12 protein-coding genes and 1 pseudogene are annotated in these 16997 nt (G+C 58.9%); 3 read left to right on the top strand and 10 right to left on the bottom strand.

Annotated features, from left to right (window positions below; all coding sequences use genetic code 11):
• Positions 1-25: 25 nt before the first annotated feature.
• From RHM56_RS11500 to RHM56_RS11530, 7 genes are all read right to left on the bottom strand, one after another.
• Positions 26-1660 (bottom strand): BatD family protein, encoded by a 1635-nt coding sequence (locus RHM56_RS11500; protein WP_322241318.1) that lies wholly within the window; start codon positions 1658-1660, stop codon positions 26-28.
• Complete coding sequence (locus tag RHM56_RS11505) at positions 1657-3399, bottom strand: tetratricopeptide repeat protein (protein WP_322241321.1); 1743 nt, start codon at positions 3397-3399, stop codon at positions 1657-1659. Before RHM56_RS11505 ends, RHM56_RS11500 begins: the two co-directional genes overlap by 4 nt.
• A complete protein-coding gene (locus RHM56_RS11510) occupies positions 3396-4472 on the bottom strand; it encodes a VWA domain-containing protein (RefSeq protein ID WP_322241322.1) in 1077 nt (358 codons plus the stop codon). Before RHM56_RS11510 ends, RHM56_RS11505 begins: the two co-directional genes overlap by 4 nt.
• Entirely contained in the window at positions 4465-4959 is a 495-nt protein-coding gene (locus RHM56_RS11515; protein WP_322241324.1) for a DUF4381 domain-containing protein, read from the bottom strand. Before RHM56_RS11515 ends, RHM56_RS11510 begins: the two co-directional genes overlap by 8 nt.
• A complete protein-coding gene (locus RHM56_RS11520; protein WP_019409454.1) occupies positions 4956-5900 on the bottom strand; it encodes a DUF58 domain-containing protein in 945 nt (314 codons plus the stop codon). The genes RHM56_RS11515 and RHM56_RS11520 overlap by 4 nt, the downstream gene beginning before the upstream one ends.
• A 2-nt stretch (positions 5901-5902) precedes the next feature.
• Positions 5903-6862, bottom strand: a complete 960-nt coding sequence (locus RHM56_RS11525; RefSeq protein WP_003444726.1) for an AAA family ATPase — start codon at positions 6860-6862, stop codon at positions 5903-5905.
• A gap of 322 nt (positions 6863-7184) precedes the next feature.
• A complete protein-coding gene (locus RHM56_RS11530; RefSeq protein ID WP_322241325.1) occupies positions 7185-8063 on the bottom strand; it encodes a LysR family transcriptional regulator in 879 nt (292 codons plus the stop codon).
• 133 nt (positions 8064-8196) lie between these two features.
• Here RHM56_RS11530 and RHM56_RS11535 point away from each other — a divergent pair, with 133 nt between their 5' ends.
• Positions 8197-9039 carry a DMT family transporter gene (locus tag RHM56_RS11535; protein ID WP_322241758.1) on the top strand — a complete coding sequence of 281 codons (843 nt, stop codon included), beginning with the start codon at positions 8197-8199 and terminating at the stop codon, positions 9037-9039.
• Here RHM56_RS11535 and RHM56_RS11540 read toward each other — a convergent pair.
• Positions 9036-9785 (bottom strand): amidohydrolase family protein, encoded by a 750-nt coding sequence (locus RHM56_RS11540; RefSeq protein WP_322241326.1) that lies wholly within the window; start codon positions 9783-9785, stop codon positions 9036-9038. The genes RHM56_RS11535 and RHM56_RS11540 overlap by 4 nt on opposite strands.
• 42 nt (positions 9786-9827) lie before the next feature.
• Positions 9828-10184 carry a hypothetical protein gene (locus RHM56_RS11545; protein ID WP_322241327.1) on the bottom strand — a complete coding sequence of 119 codons (357 nt, stop codon included), beginning with the start codon at positions 10182-10184 and terminating at the stop codon, positions 9828-9830.
• Between the two features lie 498 nt (positions 10185-10682).
• On the opposite strand from RHM56_RS11545, the pseudogene RHM56_RS11550 reads away from it, so the two are divergent.
• Positions 10683-15538: pseudogene (locus RHM56_RS11550) on the top strand (NAD-glutamate dehydrogenase).
• A gap of 78 nt (positions 15539-15616) precedes the next feature.
• Here the strand turns inward: RHM56_RS11550 and RHM56_RS11555 are convergent.
• Positions 15617-15880 (bottom strand): DUF4404 family protein, encoded by a 264-nt coding sequence (locus tag RHM56_RS11555; RefSeq protein WP_322241328.1) that lies wholly within the window; start codon positions 15878-15880, stop codon positions 15617-15619.
• 303 nt (positions 15881-16183) lie between these two features.
• Here RHM56_RS11555 and RHM56_RS11560 point away from each other — a divergent pair, with 303 nt between their 5' ends.
• Complete coding sequence (locus RHM56_RS11560; protein ID WP_322241330.1) at positions 16184-16873, top strand: VacJ family lipoprotein; 690 nt, start codon at positions 16184-16186, stop codon at positions 16871-16873.
• Positions 16874-16997: the final 124 nt, after the last annotated feature.

A 16997-nucleotide genomic window follows, 5' to 3' on the forward strand; every position in this document is an offset into this window, starting at 1 on the left:
GCTCCTACAAGGGCGTTACCCGTGATTATTTGGGGTAGAGCGGCGGCAAGCTGCTCGGCTCGCCCGCTGCGTCGTGTTCGCGCTCGGCGGCCGGGATGCTGCGAATGGCTTTCCACAGCTCTTCACCTTGCCAATATTGGCCGGTTTCGCTGTAGAGGGCACCGTTGAGGCCGTCCAGTGCATCGGACAGCAGCACAAAGCGCGCGGCCATTTCGGCCAGGGTTTCCGGTTGTTGCCGGGCCCATGCATCCAGGGCCTGGCGTGTGGCATGCGGGTCGTTGGCCAAGCTGGCGCGCTTGATATCGTCGAGCAGCGTTCGCGGGCTCGGGCCCGTTTGTGTGGCGCGTAAAATCGCCGGTTGCCAGCGTGCGCGCCACCACAGACCGAAGCCAATCAGGGTCGTGCAGGCCAGCAGCAAGGTGCTGAGCTGCCACCACCACAGGTTTGAGTCATCTCTCAAGGGGGCGGCGAGTGTATTGCCGGGGTTGTCAGCCGTCAGGTTGGGGTTGACCGCGACCTGCAACGTGCGCGCAGGCAGGTAACTGCGCTCCAGCCGGTCTTCGTGGGTGTTCCACCACACCACTTCGACCGCAGGCAGCTCCACCTGGCCGACGCGGGTCGGTACCAGCGCTTCGCGTTCCTCACGACTGCCAATCAGGCCGTTTTCGGTGATTTGATTGCTCAGTTGCGGCAAGTCCGGGTAGCGCCGCAAGCCGTTGACTTCGGTCGCGGGCAGCGGTGGGAGCTGCGCACTGGACAGGCCTTCGGCTTTGAGGGTGAGGGTGCGGGTCAACGAGTCGCCGACCTTGCTGTGATCCGGCTCGGGGTTCCAGGTTTCACTCATGCTCAGGCTGCGGGCCGGTAACCAGGCGGCATTGGCCGGATAGTCCTCGGGCTTGGGTTTGACGCTCAACGGGATGTCCGCTGAGGTCACGTGGACCATTTTTCCGGGTTTTGGCCCCAGCGGCGCGGGGGCATTGGCCTGCTGGCTGTCGACCTGGGTGGCACTGAAGGTGAGCGCCGGTATGAGCAATTCGCCGCTGTGCTGGGGGAAAACCCCGTAACGGACTTCGATCACGCCATGGCGCACACCATTGATCATTTTTTCGTAGGTGCGCGACTCGCCCAGTTGCTCAACGATGGCATCGGTCAGGTGCAGCGGGGTCAGGTTGCTGTCGTCGTACAGGGCGACGGAATGGTAAACGCGCAGGGTCAATATCGCCTGGGCTTGTACGTAAACGCTGGATTGGTCGAGGCTGGCTTCGATAAAGACCGGTGCCAGTTCGGCTTCACTGGCGCTGCTTTGGGTCACGCTCAGGTTGATCGGCAGGCTGTGGTAATCACCCACTTGCAGCGACGGAATGATCACTGTCCCGGTTTGCTTGGGTTGCAGGGTGATGATCCAGCGGGTGGTGGCCTTGTTGTCATCGCTGAGCGTGGTCAGTTGGTTGACCTGACGCGTACCACGCACCTCAAACAGGTTGTCCAGTGGCGTCAGGTCGGGCTTGCCGAACAAGGTGGCGTCGTTGCTTTCCAGCGTCAGCTCGACGGTTTCGCCGGAGCTGAGCTGGTCGCGGTCAACGCTGGCAACCAGCCCGAGCGCATGGGCGGGTAAGGTCCAGCAACAGAGCAGAAGTAGCAAAACGCAGAAGCGATTCATTGAGGTGTGTCCTGATGTTGCTGTTGTTCGTACCAAAATTTTCGTCGCAACAACTCGCTGGGATTGTCGGGAATCTGTCGGAGCCATTGTTCCAGTGCCTGATGGTGTTCGTCATCAATCGCTGTGGCTGACGCTGCCGGCGGATGCGTGGTCGATTGATCATCGGGCTCGCTGCCGGGCTCGGCAGTGGGCGCTGGCGGTGGCTCCAGCGAGTCGTCGCTGTTGGCATGCGCGGCAGGATCGGTTGCCGAGCTGCTCTCTTGATGCGGTCCGCTATCGCCGGTGGCCGTGGAACTACTGCTGCTGATCGGCGGCTCGGTGTCTTCGGGGTCGGTCGAGGTGTCGGGGGCTTTGTTCGGCGGCGCGAGGTTTTCTTCACGCTTTTGCTCAAGCATCTGCTCGATCAAGGCTTTGTTTTGCGCCGCGACCTGCATGTCTGGTTGCAATTCGAGGGCTTGTTCGTAGGCGTCGATGGCGGCTTCGAGTTCACCACTCATGGCCAGTGCGTTGCCGCGATTGTAATGGGCGCTGGCGCTGTTGACCTCGGCAAAACGCTGTGCTGCGCCGGTGTAATCACCGGCCTGGTACAGCGCCAGCCCTTGCCAGAGCGGGTCTTCGAAATGCTCCAGGGCTTGCAGTGGCTTTTTCTGTTCAAGCAGGCGCAGGCCTTGTTGGTCGGGACGCAGCCACAGGTCGGTGAAGCTAAAGGCATAGCTGGGTTGCGGCAGCATAAACAGCAAGGGCAGGCAAAACAGCCAGCCACGGCGGCCCGCGCAGGCTGCCAGCAACAGAAGTGGCAGCAGCAGCCAGTAACCCTGGTCGGCCCAGGTGTCGAGGCGCAAGGTCTGGCCGTCGTCGCGCACGTGCTGCGGACCGTCTAGCAAGCCCAGGCCGCGCAGGTCGATGTCATCCAGTCGTGCCTGCCGATAGCGCCCGCCCACGTCCAGTGCAAAGGCTTTAAGGCTCGGGCTGTCGAGGCGCGGCAACAGGATTGCGCCTTGGGCATCCTTGAGGAACTCGCCGTTTTCTTCGACCACTGGCGAGCCTTCGCGCGTACCGATGCCGAGTATCAGCAGGGGCGGGGTGTGGCCATCCAGAGCCTGACGAATGCCTGCACGTTCTTGATCGCTGAGCGAGGAGGTGATCAACAGCAGGCGGCCTTGGCCCAGCGCACCTTGGTCCAGCAGTTTCAGGGCCTTGTTCACGGCCAGGTCAGCCCGGTTGCCCGGTTGCGGCATGATCGAAGGCTTGACGGCTTCAAGCAGATTGCGGCTGGTCGCCAGATCGTCGGACAGCGGCACCAGCGTGTGGGCGCTACCGGCGTACACAATCACGGCAGTTTGCGCATCACTGCGGCTTTGCAGCAGGTCGTAGAGTTTGCGCCGCGCTTGCTCCAGCCGATTGGGCGAGCTGTCGGTGGCGAGCATTTCGGGGGTCAACTCCAGCATCACCACCAGCGGGTCGGCCGGTTTTTGCGCCGATTGCTCAACGCGTTCCCAGCTTGGGCCGAGCAAGGCGAACAGAGCCAGCAGCCAGGCCAGCCCCAGCGCAATCCACGGCAGTTTGCTGTCGCGGCCATTGCCGCCGCTGAGCAACACACGATGAAAGGCTTGGGGCAGGATCATCTGCCAGCGGCCTGCGCGTTTTTGCCGATGCCAGAGTTTCCAAAGCAGCCAGCCCAGCAGGGGCAATGCCAGCAGCCATTCGGGGCGAAACCAGTACGGCCAGAGCGCGCTCATCGGCGTCTCCGCAGGCGCAGGCGTTTAAGCCGTGAGCGCCATTCGGGGTGTTGTTGCAGAAAATGCCGCTTGCTGAGCACGCGTTGCAGCGGGTTGTTGGGCCACAGTTCGCGGATCACCAGCAGCACGCTCAGCAGCAGGGCGCCTGCCAACGGCCAGCTATAAAGTGCTTGCGCCGGGCGTGCCTGGGTGGGTTGCTGGGCGACAGGTTCGAGCTGATCGAGTGTGTCTTTGATGGCTGACAGTTCCTGTCCGTCGCGAGCACGGAAATACCGGCCGCCGGTGATTCTGGCGATTTCTTCCATGGCCGGTTCGTCCAGGTCGACGCCCGGATTGATGCCGAACATGCCTTTGGCGGTGCTTTCTTCCGGATCGGCGCCCACCCCGATCGGGTAGATTTTGACCCCTTCCTCAGCCGCCAGGCGCGCCGCGGTCAGCGGATCGATCTGGCCGCCGTTGTTGGCGCCGTCAGTGACTAAAATCAGCACCCGGCTTTCTGCTGGGCGTTGGCGCAGGCGTTTGAGGGCCAGGCCAATGGCATCGCCGATGGCGGTGTTTTTACCCGCGATGCCGATACGTGCTTCGTCGAGCCAGGTGCGCACGGTGTGGCGGTCGAAGGTCAGAGGCGCTTGCAGATAAGCCTGACTGCCGAACAGGATAAGACCGACCCGGTCGCCTTCGCGGTGTTCGAGAAAATCGCCGAGCAGGTTTTTAACCGAATCAAGGCGGGTGATGTCTTCGTTATTCCAGCGCATGTCGGGGTAGTCCATCGAGCCCGACACATCGACGGCCACCAATAAATCACGGCCGCTGGCGGCGATGGGCAACGGCTCGCCGAGCCATTGAGGCCGGGCCGCCGCCGTCAACAGCAGCAGCCACAGTAATAGATAGGGCGTTTGCTGACGCACAGAGGGCATGGTCGCCCGCGCCTTGCGTTTTGTCAGTTCTTCCAGATCGGTCAGGAAGCTGACTTTAAGCGCAGCCTCGCCGCTGTCGGCCGCGGGCAGCACGAGGCGCATCAACCAGGGTAATGGCAGTAAGGCGAAGAGCCATGGCCAGGCAAATTCAAACATGTTTGCGAATCCAGGTTTCGACCGCTTGGTTGAGCCCGGCAATGGCCTTGTCATCGAGCTTGCATTCGGGTTTGTAAGCGCCTTCCACCAGTACCATCCAGCGCGTCAAACCTGCTGCGGGGCAGCGGTTGTCGAGGAACGCCAGCCATTTTCGGCCATTGAGCGTGTGGCTCTGGCTGTAGGGGTAATGGCTGCGGCACAGGCGTTTGAGCAAGCCGTTGAGTTGTTGCAGCCAGGCACCGGCGGGCGCGCCGTCGTAAGGTTTGGTGAAGCGTGCCAGTTCTTCGAGGGCAGCCAGCCGCACGGGGTCAAGCGGTTGTTCGACACGCTGGGGCTGGCGTTTGGCGGGCAGGTAGCGGCGTAACCACCACAAGCCCCAGGCCAGCGCCGGAATCAGGAGCAGCAGCAACCACCAGCCCGGCGCCGGTGGCCACAGGCCAATAGCGGGCGGGGTGATCAGCGGTTGTAGCTGTTCAAGGTCTTTCATAGTGGTTTGCCGGGGCGTTTGGCGTTCAGGTATTCACGCAGTTGCTCGATCATTTCGCTCTGCGTGCTGAGTGGCATCAACAGCACCCGCAGCTTTTGTGCGAGCAACTCCCAACGTGCGATGCGGGCTTCGGCCTGCGCGCGGTAGGCCTGGCGCAAATCATAGTTGAGCGTGTCGAGTTCCAGTTGCGCGCCGCGCTCGGCAAAACGCAGCAGCCCGGCAGCGGGCAGGGCATGGTCCAGCGGGTCAGACAGCGGCAACATGATCAAGTCGCAATGGCGCGACAGCAGGCTTAACTGCTGTTCGGCGGCATCGGTGAGGGCGCGCTCATCGCAGATCACAATCACCAGGCTGCCGGGGCGTAGCACTTCGCGGGCGCGGATCAGCGCCATGCCTAATGCATCGCGGTCGGACTGCACTTCGGTGTGCAATGACTGGTTAACCCGCACCAGACGGTTGAGCAACTGCAACAGGCTTTGTTTGTTGCGCCGGGGTTTGATTTCGTAATGTTCGTGGTCGCCGAAGACCAGGCCGCCGACCCGATCGTTATGGCCCAGCGCAGCCCAGCCGATCAGGCTCGCCGCTTGAGCCGCGAGCACTGACTTGAACATCAGGCCTGAGCCAAAGAACAAGCGACGGCTTTGCTCGGCCAGGATGAAGATCGGCCGCTCACGCTCCTCATGGAACATTTTGGTGTGCGGTTCTTGGGTCCGCGCAGTAACGCGCCAGTCGATGGTGCGTACATCGTCGCCAGCTTGATAAACCCGTACCTGATCGAAGTCGACCCCGCGCCCGCGCAGTTTTGAGTGGTGCAACCCCACCAGAGGGCTGCGTTGGCCGGGGGAGGAAAACAGTTGCACTTCGCGCACCCGATGCCGCATCTCGATCAGTTCGGCAAGGGTCACGCGGATGCCGGGTTCGGCGGGCAGAGGGTTGTTCATTGTCAGGCAACGGCTACGACATCAAGGATGCGTTGCACCACGCGGTCCTGGTCGATACCGGCGGCTTCAGCCTCAAACGACAGGATGATGCGATGACGCAGCACATCAAACAGCACGGCTTGAATGTCTTCGGGGCTGACGAAGTCGCGTCCGGCCAGCCATGCGTGGGCACGGGCGCAGCGGTCCAGCGCAATCGAGCCACGCGGGCTGGCACCGTAGGCAATCCAGTCGGCCATTTCAGGGTCGAATTTGCCGGGGGTGCGGGTCGCCATCACCAGTTGCACCAGGTATTCCTCCACGGCATCGGCCATGTACAGCCCGAGGATTTCCTTGCGTGCGGCAAAAATAGCCTGCTGGCTGACCCGGCGCTCAGGCTTGGTTTCGCCGTTGAGGGCTTCGCCACGGGCTTGTTGCAGAATGCGCCGCTCGACGGCCGCGTCCGGGAAGCCGATTTTGACGTGCATCAGAAAACGATCGAGCTGGGCTTCGGGCAGCGGGTAGGTGCCTTCCTGTTCAATCGGGTTCTGGGTGGCCATCACCAAAAACAGCGGCGACAGCTCGTAGGTGCTGCGCCCGACGCTGACCTGGCGCTCGGCCATGGCTTCAAGCAGGGCTGATTGCACTTTGGCTGGAGCGCGGTTGATCTCATCGGCCAGCACCAGGTTGTGGAAAATCGGCCCTTGCTGGAAGACAAAACTGCCGGTTTCGGGGCGATAGATTTCGGTGCCGGTGATGTCGGCAGGCAACAGGTCAGGGGTGAACTGAATGCGATGGAACTGTGCCTCGATGCCTTCAGCCAACTCTTTGATGGCTTTGGTCTTGGCCAGGCCGGGTGCGCCTTCGACCAACATATGGCCGTCAGCCAGCAACGCGATCAGCAAACGGTCAATGAGCTTTTCTTGACCAAGAATCTGCGTTGAAAGAAAGGTTCGCAGCGCCAATAGCGCTTCACGATGTTCCATCGATGACTGTTCCTGAAAAGGACACCGGCGGCGCAAATGTTACGCCGGGGCTGGGGGCGTTACTTTAATCCATTGGAGGTGTATCGGACTAATGGCAGGCAGGCTTTTTACGGGAAAACACTAAAATCGACAGGTTGTTGAGAATGGTGCTCATCTGAATGAGGGTTTCGGGGCTTCTGTTGTAGCAGCTGCCGAGCCTGCGAGGCTGCGTCCGGGTGCGAAGCAGCCGTAAAATCAGGCACTACGGTGTACCCGTTAAACTTGGCACTTAGCATTTACGATCGCTGCGCAATCGGACGTAGCCTCGCAGGCTCGGCAACTGCTACGGCATCAGTGGTACGGCAAAATGTTCGTTCAGCAGCGCCGCGAAGGCGTCGCGTGCAGCGTGCTGCCCGGTTTCGCTGTGCCAGAAAAACAGGTTGGGCATGGGCGACAGTTCCGGGAAGCGATAAGTGGTGAGGTGGGCGCAGGCGCCGAACTGTTGAAGCATTCCCTCAGGTATCAGCGCTAAACCCGCCCCAGCACTGACACACCCGATGATGCTGCCCCAGTTTGCGTAATCAACGCCGTTGACCTCAAGCGCGTGCTCAGCCACCCAGTTTTCCAGCGCTGCCCGATACGGACAGCCAGGCGGCCACATAAACACGGTGTGCCGATGCACATCGGCAAGCTGGGTCAGCGGGGCGAGCTCAGGGCTGGCAATCAACACTAATTGTTCGTGGTAAAGCATTGTTTTTTCTAGTTTTGATTGGGTGATTTTGCCCGCGACCATTGCCCCGTCGAGTCGGTGGTGCTTGACGTCTTCCAGCAATTGCTTCGATTTTCCGGTGACCAGCTCCAGGGTGACGTGCGGGTAGCGCTGATGATACTCAGCCAGCAACGGCGGCAGACGCCCGGTGGCGCACGATTCGATTGCGCCGATCCGCAGTTTGCCAGTGGGCATGGCGTGGGGCGTGACGGCGCGCTTTGCCTGATCGACCAACGCCAGAATTTGCTCGCTGTAGCCCAGAAACACTTGCCCGGCAGAGCTGATGCGCAAGCCTCGGCCCGCACGGGTGAACAGCGCGGTGCCGAGTTCGCTTTCCAACTGCTTGATTCGGGTGGTGATGTTCGACGGTACGCAATGCAACTGCTCGGCGGCCAGCGCAATGCTGCCGCACTCGGCCACGGCCTTGACCATGCGTAACTGGCTGAGCTCCATTGTTCACTCCTGATGAATTCTGGGCTCTTTATATCTCACTTGTGGGCGGCTGTGAGCACGATAAACACTGGATGCCACTTCATTGGGTTATCAGGTCGTTCACGTGTCGCTCTCTCTCAAACTCATTGTCGCCATGGCGGCTGTTGTGCTGTGTTGGGCCTATTCACCGATCGGGATCCACATCGGGCTCGAAAGCTATTCACCAGGGCATCTGGCTTTGCTCAGGTTTTTGATAGCTTCGGTGTTTATGGCGTTGATTGCGCTGATAAAAGGCATCGGTCTGCCGCGTTTGCGCGATGTGCCGTGGCTGCTGTTGTTGGGCTTGTTCGCTGTAGCGCTGCACCACATGGCATTGAACATGGGCCAGCGCTGGGTCAGCCCTGGTGCGTCCAGTGTGTTGGCGCAGACTGCGCCGCTGTTCAGCACGTTTATTGCGGCGGTGTTCCTGAAGGAACGGGTCAGTGGCTGGCGCTGGTTGTGGGTGGCTGTTGGCCTGATCGGCGTGCTGGTGGTGATCTGGGGCGATGCCGGTGTCGGTGAGTTTCATCCCCAGGGCTTGGTGCTGCTGCTGGCGGCGCTGTCATGGAGTATCTATTTCGTGCTGCAAAAGCACATTTCTACGCGTTACAGCCCTTTGACCATCGTCTGCTACATGGTCTGGTGCGGGACGTTGCTGCTGTGTGTGTATTGGCCGGGGCTCACTGACCAAGTGCTCAAGGCACCAGTACGGGTGAATGTCGCAGTAATGATCCTTGGGTTGTTCCCCAGTGCGCTGGCGTATCTGTTGTGGGCTTTTGTTCTGAGCCACACCGAGGTCAGTCGCTCGGTGAGCGTGATGTATTTGATTCCGCCCGTGGCGATGGCCCTGGCGGCCGTGGTGCTGGGCAGTGAGGTCTCGGCAGGCGTGGTCGCGGGGGCTGCGATTGTAGTGGGCAGCGTGATCGCGATGAGCCGGGAGCGGGTGATCAGCCGTTAGGCCAAGCGATAAAACCCCCGGGCGTTTTGCCACAGAGCCTTGTCTGCTCCATCTTCTCCCAGTGCATTAATAAGTATCTTTATGTCATTGTTTTTAAACGGATTTGGCGAGCGGGTTGAGGGCAGGTCGGTACCAAACATCAGGGCGTGCGGGTTAGCGCGGTGGATATCTTGCAGGGCCTGCGACACGTCAAAGTCCACCCGGCCAAAGCCACAGGCTTTGATACGTACGCCGCGTTCGGCAAGGCGCAACAGGCTCGGCAGGCCTTCGCGGCTCAACCCCAGATGATCAATACTCAGCGCGGGCAATCGCAGTAAACGCTCGTGTAGCGGCGCCAGTTCACGCGAGTCGATGTACAGCTCTGAATGCCAGCCCACGCATTCGAAGACGCGCTTGGCCAGTGATTCGAGTTGGTCGAGCTGTTCCGAGCCGCCGCGCTTGAGGTTGAAGCGCAGGGCGCGTACGCCTTGCTGATTCAGCGTTTCAAGTTCGGCGTCGGTGACGCTGGAGGGCAGTTGGGTGACGCCGACAAAGCCTGCGCCCAGACGTTTCAACGCGGCAATCAGGTAGGTTTGATCAAAGCCCTGAAACGAGCCCGAGACCACGGCGCCACCGACGATGCCCAAGGGTTGGGTGCGTGCCAGATAGTCATCGACACTGAAAAACTCGGGCACATAGCCATTGTTGGGAATCAGCGGATAAGCCTTGTCGATGATGTGGCAGTGGGCATCGAAAAGTTGGCGCATGGCGGTTATACCTGTCGGTGTGCGGGTGCGGGCTGTTACGGGTCAGTTCAATTCGCTGATGTAGGTGCCGGTGCCGTCGAGGATGTTTTTCAGGGTTTGTTCGATCTCGGCCAGTTCATCGGCATGGGTGCTGTGGAGGATTTCCAGGTGGTCGTCGCCGTTCAGCGCGTCGGCATCGCTGGGTGCCACTTCAATCAGCAGGCGAGTCCGACTGAGTGTGACCTTCACGCCTTCCAGGGTGTTGGGCTCATCCTCCAGGGTGATTTCTAGTTCGTCCTCGTCCGGGTAACGGGACATCAGAAACATTTCGCCCTTGTCGCTGTGACAGCACAGCATGGCCATGTTGTCTTCTTCGTCGTCGCACGGGTTGGCTATCAGATGGGGGGTGGTCATTTGCATGGTGGGGGGAATTCCTGGCGCTGGGCGCATCTAACAACTGAACAAAACGCGATTTTGCCAGCCCGCGCATTTTTATGCTGGTTCAATCTTGGTAAGTGACGCATGGCCTGTTATTTCGTGTCAGATATTTCTTATAAAGCTGACAGAAATTAAGTCGTTTTTATGAAGTTTTATGACTATCGACTGCTAGGGTTGTTCCTGTCCGGGCCACAAGATTGCCTCCCCATGACCGAATATGTCGCCGCACCGCAAGCAGGCCGGGCGACACAGTCGTTAAGCTGCGTTGCAGATAGTTATCTCTAAAGGCACAGCCTGTTTATCCGGCAGTCGTTTTTGCAGATACCCATCCCGGAACATGAATGTGACCCTTGGGTCACAATCAGCTTCACCTCCCTGTCACGCTGTGTTCTTGAAGGTTGAGCACAGTATTGGCAGCTCCCCACGCGGGAACAGCACGCGACGCTTCTCTCAATAACAAGCCCAAGCGGAGTACCACAGATGGCGTTCTTCACCGCAGCCAGCAAAGCCGACTTCCAGCATCAACTGCAAGCAGCACTGGCCCAGCACATCAGTGAACAGGCATTGCCACAAGTTACCCTGTTTGCCGAGCAGTTCTTCGGCATCATTTCTCTGGACGAACTCACTCAACGTCGCATGTCCGACCTCGCCGGCTGTACGCTGTCGGCCTGGCGCCTGCTTGAACGTTTTGATTCGGCGCATCCTCAAGTTCGGGTCTATAACCCGGATTACGAGCGTCACGGCTGGCAGTCAACCCACACAGCGGTTGAAGTGCTGCATCACGATTTGCCGTTTCTGGTGGACTCGGTACGCACTGAGCTGAATCGCCGCGGTTACAGCATCCATACCCTGCAAACCACGGTCTTGAGCGTTCGTCGTGGCAGCAAGGGCGAGTTGCTGGAAATCCTGTCCAAGGGCACGACCGGTGAAGGCATCTCGCAAGAGTCGCTGATGTACCTGGAGATTGACCGTTGCTCGAATGCCGCTGAATTGAGTGTGCTGAGCAAGGAGCTGGAACAGGTCCTGGGCGAAGTGCGTATCGCGGTTGCTGACTTTGAGCCGATGAAGGCCAAGGTGCAGGAACTGCTGGACAGTGTCGACAGTTGCCCGTATGCCGTCGGTGCCGATGAGAAGGCCGAAATCAAGAGCTTTTTGGAATGGCTGGTGGGCAACCACTTCACGTTCCTGGGTTATGAAGAGTTTGTGGTGCGTGATGAGGTGGATGGCGGTCATATCGAATATGACCCGCAGTCGTTCCTTGGCCTGACCAAATTGCTGCGCGCAGGCCTGACGGCCGAAGACCTGCGCATCGAAGATTACGCGGTGAGCTACCTGCGTGAACCGACCCTGCTGTCGTTCGCCAAGGCTGCACACCCAAGCCGTGTGCACCGCCCGGCGTACCCGGACTACGTGTCGATTCGTCAAATTGACGCCAGCGGCAAGGTGATCAAGGAATGCCGCTTCATGGGCTTGTACACCTCTTCGGTGTACGGCGAGAGCGTGCGGGTCATTCCTTATATCCGTCGCAAAGTGACTGAAATCGAGCGCCGCTCGGGCTTCCAGCCTAAAGCTCACTTGGGCAAAGAGTTGGCGCAGGTGGTTGAAGTACTGCCGCGTGACGACTTGTTCCAGACCCCGGTGGATGAACTGTTCAACACGGTGATGTCGATTGTGCAGATCCAGGAGCGCAACAAGATCCGCGTGTTCCTGCGCAAAGACCCGTATGGCCGTTTCTGCTACTGCCTGGCTTACGTGCCGCGTGATGTGTACTCCACCGAAGTGCGGCAGAAAATCCAGCAGGTCCTGATGGACCGCCTGCAAGCCTCTGACTGCGAGTTCTGGACGTTCTTCTCGGAGTCGGTACTGGCGCGCGTGCAACTGATTCTGCGGGTTGATCCGAAAAACCGGATCGACATTGACCCGTTGCTGCTGGAAAAAGAAGTGGTTCAAGCCTGCCGCAGCTGGCAGGACGACTATGCGAGCCTGGTGGTTGAAAGCTTCGGTGAAGCCAATGGCACCAAAGTGCTGGCTGATTTCCCGAAAGGTTTTCCGGCGGGCTACCGTGAGCGCTTTGCCGCGCACTCGGCCGTGGTCGACATGCAGCACTTGATGAGCCTCAGCGAAAAAATCCGCTGGTGATGAGTTTCTACCAGCCTCTGGGTCAGAGCGCCGGTCAAGAACTGCATTGCAAGCTGTATCACGCGGACACGCCATTAGCGCTGTCTGATGTACTGCCGATTCTGGAAAACCTCGGCTTGCGCGTACTGGGCGAGTTCCCGTATCGCTTGCGCCATGTCAATGGCCGTGAGTTCTGGATCCATGACTTCGCCTTTACGGCAGGCGAAGGCTTGAACCTGGACATCCAGCAACTCAACGACACGCTGCAAGATGCGTTTGTACACATTGTTAAAGGCGACGCTGAGAACGATGCGTTTAACCGCTTGGTACTCACCGCCGGGTTGCCGTGGCGCGATGTAGCGTTGCTGCGGGCTTATGCGCGTTACTTGAAGCAAATCCGTCTGGGCTTCGATCTGGGCTACATCGCCAGCACGCTGAACAACCACACCGACATCGCTCGTGAACTGACCCGGTTGTTCAAGACCCGCTTCTACTTGGCGCGCAAGCTGACCGCCGACGACCTCGAAGACAAGCAGCAACGTCTGGAACAGGCGATTCTGACGGCTCTGGACGACGTCCAGGTGCTTAACGAAGACCGCATCCTGCGTCGTTATCTGGACCTGATCAAAGCCACGCTGCGAACCAACTTCTACCAGCCGGATGCCAATGGTCAGAACCGTTCGTACTTCAGCTTTAAATTCAACCCGCACCTGATTCCTGAGCTGCCCAAGCCAGTGCCGAAGTTTGAAATCTTCGTGTATTCGCCGCGCGTTGAAGGCGTTCACCTGCGTTTCGGTAACGTTGCTCGCGGTGGTTTGCGCTGGTCGGACCGCGAAGAAGACTTCCGGACCGAAGTGTTGGGTCTGGTAAAAGCGCAACAAGTGAAGAACTCGGTCATCGTGCCGGTCGGGGCCAAAGGCGGTTTTGTGCCGCGTCGCCTGCCATTGGGCGGCGGGCGCGACGAGATTCAGGCCGAGGCGATTGCCTGCTACCGGATCTTTATTTCTGGCTTGCTGGACATCACCGACAACCTCAAAGATGGTGCACTGGTTCCGCCATTGAACGTGGTGCGTCACGACGACGATGACCCGTACCTGGTGGTGGCTGCCGACAAAGGCACCGCGACCTTCTCTGACATTGCCAACGGCATTGCGATTGACTACGGCTTCTGGCTGGGTGACGCCTTTGCTTCCGGTGGTTCGGCCGGTTATGACCATAAAAAAATGGGCATCACCGCCAAAGGCGCCTGGGTCGGCGTGCAGCGCCACTTCAGAGAGCGCGGGATCAACGTTCAGAAAGACAGCATCAGTGTGGTCGGCGTGGGCGATATGGCCGGCGACGTGTTCGGTAACGGCTTGTTGATGTCCGACACGCTGCAACTGGTGGCTGCCTTTAACCACCTGCATATCTTCATTGACCCCAATCCTGAACCGGCCAGCAGCTTTGCTGAGCGTCAGCGTCTGTTTGATCTGCCGCGCTCGGCCTGGTCAGATTACGACACCAGCATCATGTCGGCGGGCGGCGGGATCTTCTCCCGTAGCGCGAAGAGCATCGCCATCTCGCCTGAGATGCAAGCGCGTTTTGCGATCAGCGCCGACAAGCTGACCCCGACTGAACTGCTGAACGCCTTGCTCAAGGCACCGGTGGATCTGTTGTGGAACGGCGGCATCGGTACTTACGTGAAGGCCAGCACCGAAAGCCACGCCGATGTGGGCGACAAGGCTAATGATGCGTTACGCGTGAATGGCAACGAACTGCGCTGCAAGGTCGTGGGCGAGGGCGGTAACCTCGGCATGACCCAATTGGGTCGAGTTGAGTTCGGCCTCAATGGCGGCGGCTCCAACACCGACTTTATCGACAACGCCGGTGGTGTGGACTGCTCTGACCACGAAGTGAATATCAAAATCCTGCTCAATGAAGTGGTGCAGGCTGGCGATATGACCGAGAAGCAGCGTAATCAGTTGCTCGGCAGCATGACGGATGAAGTCGGCGCGCTGGTACTGGGCAACAACTATAAGCAGACGCAGGCCATTTCTCTGGCGGCGCGTCGTGCCTATGAGCGGATTGCTGAATACAAGCGCCTGATGAGTGATCTGGAAGCCCGTGGCAAGCTGGACCGTGCCATTGAGTTCCTGCCGTCCGAGGAGCAACTGAACGAGCGCATAGCGGCTGGCCATGGCCTGACCCGGCCTGAGCTGTCGGTTTTGATCTCGTACAGCAAGATCGACCTCAAAGAAGCACTGCTCAACTCTCAGGTGCCGGATGACGACTACCTGACCCGCGACATGGAAACTGCGTTCCCGCCGATGCTGGTCAGCAAGTTTGCGGCGGCCATGCGTCGTCACCGTCTGAAGCGCGAAATCGTCAGCACGCAGATCGCCAACGACTTGGTCAACCACATGGGCATCACCTTTGTGGAGCGCCTCAAAGAGTCGACCGGCATGAGCGCAGCCAACGTGGCGGGTGCTTACGTGATCGTGCGTGATATTTTTCACCTCCCGCACTGGTTCCGTCAGATCGAGGCACTGGACTATCAAGTCCCGGCTGAGATTCAGCTGGCGCTGATGGATGAGTTGATGCGTCTGGGGCGTCGTGCCACACGCTGGTTCCTGCGCAGCCGTCGCAACGAACTGGACGCCGCACGCGATGTCGCGCACTTCGGTCCGCATCTGGCAGCGCTGGGGCTCAAGCTCGACGAACTGCTGGAAGGGCCGACCCGCGAAGGCTGGCAGACCCGCTATCAGGCGTACGTGGAAGCAGGCGTGCCCGAGTTGCTGGCCCGCATGGTTGCCGGTACGACGCACCTGTACACCTTGCTGCCGATTATCGAAGCCTCGGACGTCACCGGCCAGAATGCAGCCGATGTGGCCAAAGCGTACTTCGCTGTGGGCAGCGCTTTGGACCTGACCTGGTACTTGCAACAGATCAGCAACTTGCCGGTAGAAAACAACTGGCAGGCGCTGGCCCGTGAAGCGTTCCGTGACGACATTGATTGGCAGCAGCGTGCAATTACCGTCTCGGTATTGCAGATGGTTGATGCCCCGGTCGAGATCGAGGCACGTCTGGCGTTGTGGCTTGAGCAGAACCAGTCGATGGTTGAGCGCTGGCGCTCGATGTTGGTAGACCTGCGTGCAGCGACCGGCAACGACTACGCGATGTATGCCGTGGCCAACCGTGAGCTGCTGGATCTGGCGTTGAGCGGTCAAACAGGGCTCTGACAGCCTGAGCTGCAAAACAAAGCCCCGGCTCAGTTGAACTGAGTCGGGGCTTTTTTGTTCCTGGCGTCTGGCGGGAAGTCAGATCCCGATATTGCCCAGCGTTTGAACGATATTTTGCAGGGTAGCGGCCAAGGTAGGGTGGCTGATTGCAAAGCGTTCTACGGTCTCGTTGACGCTGTCCGAAAGGCTGGAATCGTTTGTGGCTTTTTCCAGAGCGATCTCAGCCTCAATTTGCTGTGCCAGGTCGTTCAGATGTTCGCGATCCTCTGTGGAGAGCGGCGGATTTTGCTCAATTTGGGTGCGTAAGGTATCGAGTTGATCTTGCAGTTTGCCAGCAGGCATAGCATTCATCCTTTATTGATAAGCTCTGGTGTAGACCTTGGAAGTGAACAAAAGGTCTTTAAACGGACCCTAAGATTAATCCACCTGCGCAGTGTGTGCATGATCTCTATCAAAAACGCTGACAGGCATTTTCAGCCTGTTAAGGCTTGTATGAAAACAATCTTGCGTGTCGCGGAACGTCTGGCAGCTTACTCAGTCTGCTTAGGGTGTTTTGGGGGCTGTCAAAAATTCAATTGCCGTTATACTCATCGCCTGACCCAGGGCGTAGCGCCCAAGTGTTAAGTATTCTCAAGGAGTTTTGCTATGCGCTGGACTAATCGTCTTGCTCAACTATGTGTCTGCGCCAGTGTGGCCATGGTTCCCTTCGCCGCCAATGCAGCCACTGAGGATGATCCTTGGGAAGGGATCAACCGCATCACCTTCAAGTTCAACGACACACTTGATACCTATGCCTTGAAGCCGATTGCGCAGGGCTACCAGTTCATCACGCCGCAATTTCTGCAAGATGGCATCCACAACATGTACCGAAACATCGGTGACGTGCGCAACCTGGCCAACGACATCCTGCAAGCCAAGCCTCATGCAGCCGGTGTAGACACCTCTCGCGTGCTGATGAACACCATTTTCGGTATCGGCGGTTTCTTTGATGTGGGCACCAAAATGGGCCTGCAGCGCAACGATGAAGACTTTGGCCAGACTCTGGGTCGCTGGGGCGTACCAAGTGGTCCTTATGTCGTGCTGCCACTGCTGGGCCCGAACACCGTGCGTGACACAGCGGGCATTTACCCGGACTCGTTCACCAAGCCTTACCGCTACATGAATGATATTCCGGCACGTAACATGGCAATCGGTATGGACGTTATTGATGCGCGCGCCAGCTTGTTGTCGGCTGAAAAGCTGATCACGGGCGACAAATACATCTTTATTCGTAACGCCTACCTGCAAAGCCGCGAGTTCAGAGTTAAAGACGGGCAAGTTGAAGACGACTTTTAAGCCGTTCACTCCGTGTGAATAAACGGCCCTGGTGGCCGTTTTTTGCATCTCTGGAAATGAGAAAATTTATCAATTGAAGCAGGTTGAAACCTAGGTTTTAGTTGCTGTGCGCGAGGTTCTTATA

The sequence above is a fragment of the Pseudomonas sp. CCC3.1 genome, from assembly GCF_034347405.1.
In the GTDB taxonomy this organism is placed as follows: domain Bacteria; phylum Pseudomonadota; class Gammaproteobacteria; order Pseudomonadales; family Pseudomonadaceae; genus Aquipseudomonas.